At 71.7% G+C, this 2,915-nt stretch carries 5 protein-coding genes; 1 reads left to right on the forward strand and 4 read right to left on the reverse strand.

Annotation, left to right across the window (positions count from 1 at the left end; all coding sequences use genetic code 11):
• The first annotated feature begins 107 nt into the window (after window positions 1-107).
• Complete coding sequence (locus tag AC2W7M_RS23040; protein ID WP_486135221.1) at window positions 108-1,301, forward strand: glycosyltransferase; 1,194 nt, start codon at window positions 108-110, stop codon at window positions 1,299-1,301.
• A 3-nt stretch (window positions 1,302-1,304) separates the two neighbouring features.
• On the opposite strand, the gene AC2W7M_RS23045 is transcribed toward AC2W7M_RS23040, so the two are convergent.
• From AC2W7M_RS23045 to AC2W7M_RS23060, 4 genes are all read right to left on the reverse strand, one after another.
• The gene (locus AC2W7M_RS23045; RefSeq protein WP_486135223.1) at window positions 1,305-1,814 is read right to left on the reverse strand and encodes a sterol desaturase family protein; all 510 of its coding nucleotides are present in this window, start codon (window positions 1,812-1,814) and stop codon (window positions 1,305-1,307) included.
• A 125-nt stretch (window positions 1,815-1,939) separates the two neighbouring features.
• Window positions 1,940-2,245, reverse strand: coding sequence for an ABC transporter permease (locus AC2W7M_RS23050; protein ID WP_486135229.1), 306 nt, complete (start codon window positions 2,243-2,245; stop codon window positions 1,940-1,942).
• On the reverse strand, window positions 2,131-2,766 hold the full coding sequence (locus tag AC2W7M_RS23055; RefSeq protein ID WP_486135225.1) for an ABC transporter permease: 636 nt from the start codon (window positions 2,764-2,766) through the stop codon (window positions 2,131-2,133). Before AC2W7M_RS23055 ends, AC2W7M_RS23050 begins: the two co-directional genes overlap by 115 nt.
• Window positions 2,727-2,915, reverse strand: a 189-nt coding sequence (locus AC2W7M_RS23060) for a hypothetical protein (protein WP_486135227.1), incomplete at its 5' end; no start/stop codon positions are given. The genes AC2W7M_RS23060 and AC2W7M_RS23055, both read right to left, overlap by 40 nt.

The raw sequence follows: 2,915 nt of genomic DNA on the forward strand, positions 1-2,915 counted from the left end.
CGCCGGGGCCCGCGCCGGCGCGGCCGGCGCATCTGTGGACGCGGCCCTCATGACCCATTTCACCGTCGTCGCCCCCGCCGCTGCCGGGCCACTTCAACCCCCTGCTCGTGCTGGCGCGCGAACTCGGCCAGCGCGGCCACCGCGTCACCTTCCTGCACATGGCGGATGCGGCGAAGCTGGTGGAGGGCAAGGGCGCCGGCTTCCACGCGGTGGGGCAGCGCGACTATCCGCCCGGCGCGCTGAGGGCCTATGTGGACCGGCTGGCGAAGCCCACCGGCCTGTTCGGCCTGCTGGGGACGCTGAAGGCCACCGCCGCCCAGACCGACATGCTGTGCCGCGATCTGCCGGGCGCGCTGCGCGCGATCGGCGCGCAGGCGATGATCGCCGACCAGACCGAGGCGGCCGGCGGGCTCGTGGCGCGCCATCTCGGCCTCCCCTTCATCTCCACCGCCACCGCGCTGCCGCTCAACCGCGAGCCCACCGTGCCGCCGCCTTTCGTGCCCTGGCCCTACGATTTGAGCGAGAAGGGCCTCGTCATGAACAAGGGCGGCTACCAGGTGACCGACCTGCTGCTGCGCCCCATGCGCAAGGTGCTGATGCGCCACGGCGCGGCGTTCGGCCTCGACCCGTTCGCCGACCAGGGCTTCTCGCCGCTGCTCACGGTCTCGCAGGTGCCGCAGGCGCTGGACTTCCCGCGGCGGGAGCTGCCCGCCACGTTCCATTATGGCAGCCCGTGGCGCGACGGGGCGAGCCCGGTGCCGGTGGAGCCTTTGAACCTCGGGCCGGACGATGGGCGGCCGCTGGTGTTCTGCTCGCTGGGCACGCTCCAGGGCGCGCGGGCGGACATCTTCCTGAAGGTGGCACAAGGCGCGCGCGATCTCGGCGTGCGGCTGCTGATCGCCCATGGCGGGCTGCTGGCGCCCCATGAGGTGAGGCGCCTTGAGGCGCTGTGCGAGGTGCGCGCCTTCGTGCCCCAAGGCGAGGTTCTGGCGCGCTGCCGCGCCGCGGTGCTCCATTGCGGCATGAACACGGTGCTGGACGCCATGGCGGCCGGGGTGCCGCTGGTGGCGGTGCCCATCGCCTTCGAGCAGCCGGCGACCGCGTCGCGGCTCGGTTATCACGGCGTGGCGCAGGTGGTCCCGGCGGGAAAGCTCAGCCGGCGCCGCTTGCGGGACGCGCTCGGGGCGGTGCTCGGCGATCCCGCATTTGCCGCTGCCGCGCGGCGCGTTGCGGCGGCCATGGCGGACGGCGGCGGGGTCGGGCGGGCGGCGGACCTCATCGAGGGCGCCGTCTCCCGGTGAGACTTATTCCGCCGCTTCCGAATTGACGTCGGAATTCTTCAGGCTGCCGCCGTGCAGCGTCTTGAGCTTGGCCTTCAGCGCCGGCACCGAGGGAGCATAGAGGAAGCCGAAGGAGACGCAGCCCTCCTTGCCCTCCACCGCGTGGTGCAGCCGGTGCGCCTGCACGAGGCGCTTCAGGTAGCCGTGGCGCGGCACGTAGCGGAACGGCCACCTCTGGTGGGTCAGCCCGTCGTGCACGAAGAAATAGAGGAAGCCGTAGACCGTCATCCCCACCCCGATCCACAGGAGGGTGCCGCCGTCATTGCGGCCGACATAGATCAGGATGATCGCCAGCACCGCGAACAGCACCGCATACAGGTCGTTGCGCTCGAACGCGCCATGGCGCGGCTCGTGGTGCGACTTGTGCCAGCCCCAGCCCCAGCCGTGCATGACGTATTTGTGCGCCGCCCAGGCGACGCCTTCCATGGCGGCGACGGTGGCGACGACGATCAGGACGTTGACGAGAATGGTCATGGCCTTCTTCTCACGGCGTGAGCCTGTCTTGGGCTCCTGGCAGCAGCCTGTCTTGGGCTCTCGGCAGCGGTCAGTCTAGCGCCGCCTACGGACGCCGCGCTGCTCCAGATCAATCCGGCTCCGCCTCAGCCGAGCCGCACGGAACGGTGCACCAGCAGCACCGACAGCGCCCATCCCGCGACTGCGAATATAAGGAGCACGGCGAGCGAAGGCAAAAGCGCGGTGAGCGAATCGCCACGCCAGAGCGCACCTTGGAACGCTTCGATGCCCCAGGCGGTGGGCGTGAGGTCGCCCGCCTGCTGCAGCCAGTGCGGCATCAGGAAGCGCGGCACCATGCTGCCCCCCACCGCTGAGAGCAGCAGCACCGCGAAGGTCGACAGCGTCTGCGCCTGATGGCGCGTGCGCGAGGCCGCCGCGAGCGGCAGAGCGATGCCGGCGGCGGAGGCGCCGCGGCCAGCGCCACCGCCGTGAGCGGTCCGAGATTGGCGAGCACCGGCACGCCGTAGACAAGGCTCGCCACCGTCATCAGCACGGCGGAGAGCGCGAGGCCCTGGAGCACCAGGAACGCCATCTTGCCGGTGACGAGGGCGACCAGGCCGCCATTCGCCATGACCACCCGGTCGAACACCCCCGAGCGGCGCTCGTCCACCAGGCTCGCGGCGCCGAGCACGGCCGAGAACAGCAGGAACAGCATGGCGATGGCGCCGGCATAATAGGTCACGGCCGGCTCGTCCTTCAGGCGCGCCACCGGGCGCCGCTCCACCAGGTCCACGGCGCCGTCCGCCACCAGCTCCGGCGCCCTCGCCACCGACTGTTCCAGGCGCTCCTTCTGCTGCGGCGTGAATTCGCCCACCAGCACCTGGAGCTGCGCCGCCACCCGCCGGATGGCGATGCCGGGAAGCTGGTAGCCCATCACGCGCTGGAGCCGCGCCATGAGGATCGCCCCCGCCACCTGGCGGCCGGGATCCGGCGAGGATCAGCAGCGGCGGCTTCGCCGTCGCCGCCGCCGGGGTCGTCGCGCACCACGACGCACCCCACCATCGCGGCGCCGCCGGCGACGCGCTGCTCCACCTCCGCCTCCGGCATCGAGGTCACATCAAG

Source organism: Xanthobacter sp. BG11Y11_SDJG (assembly GCF_057364445.1).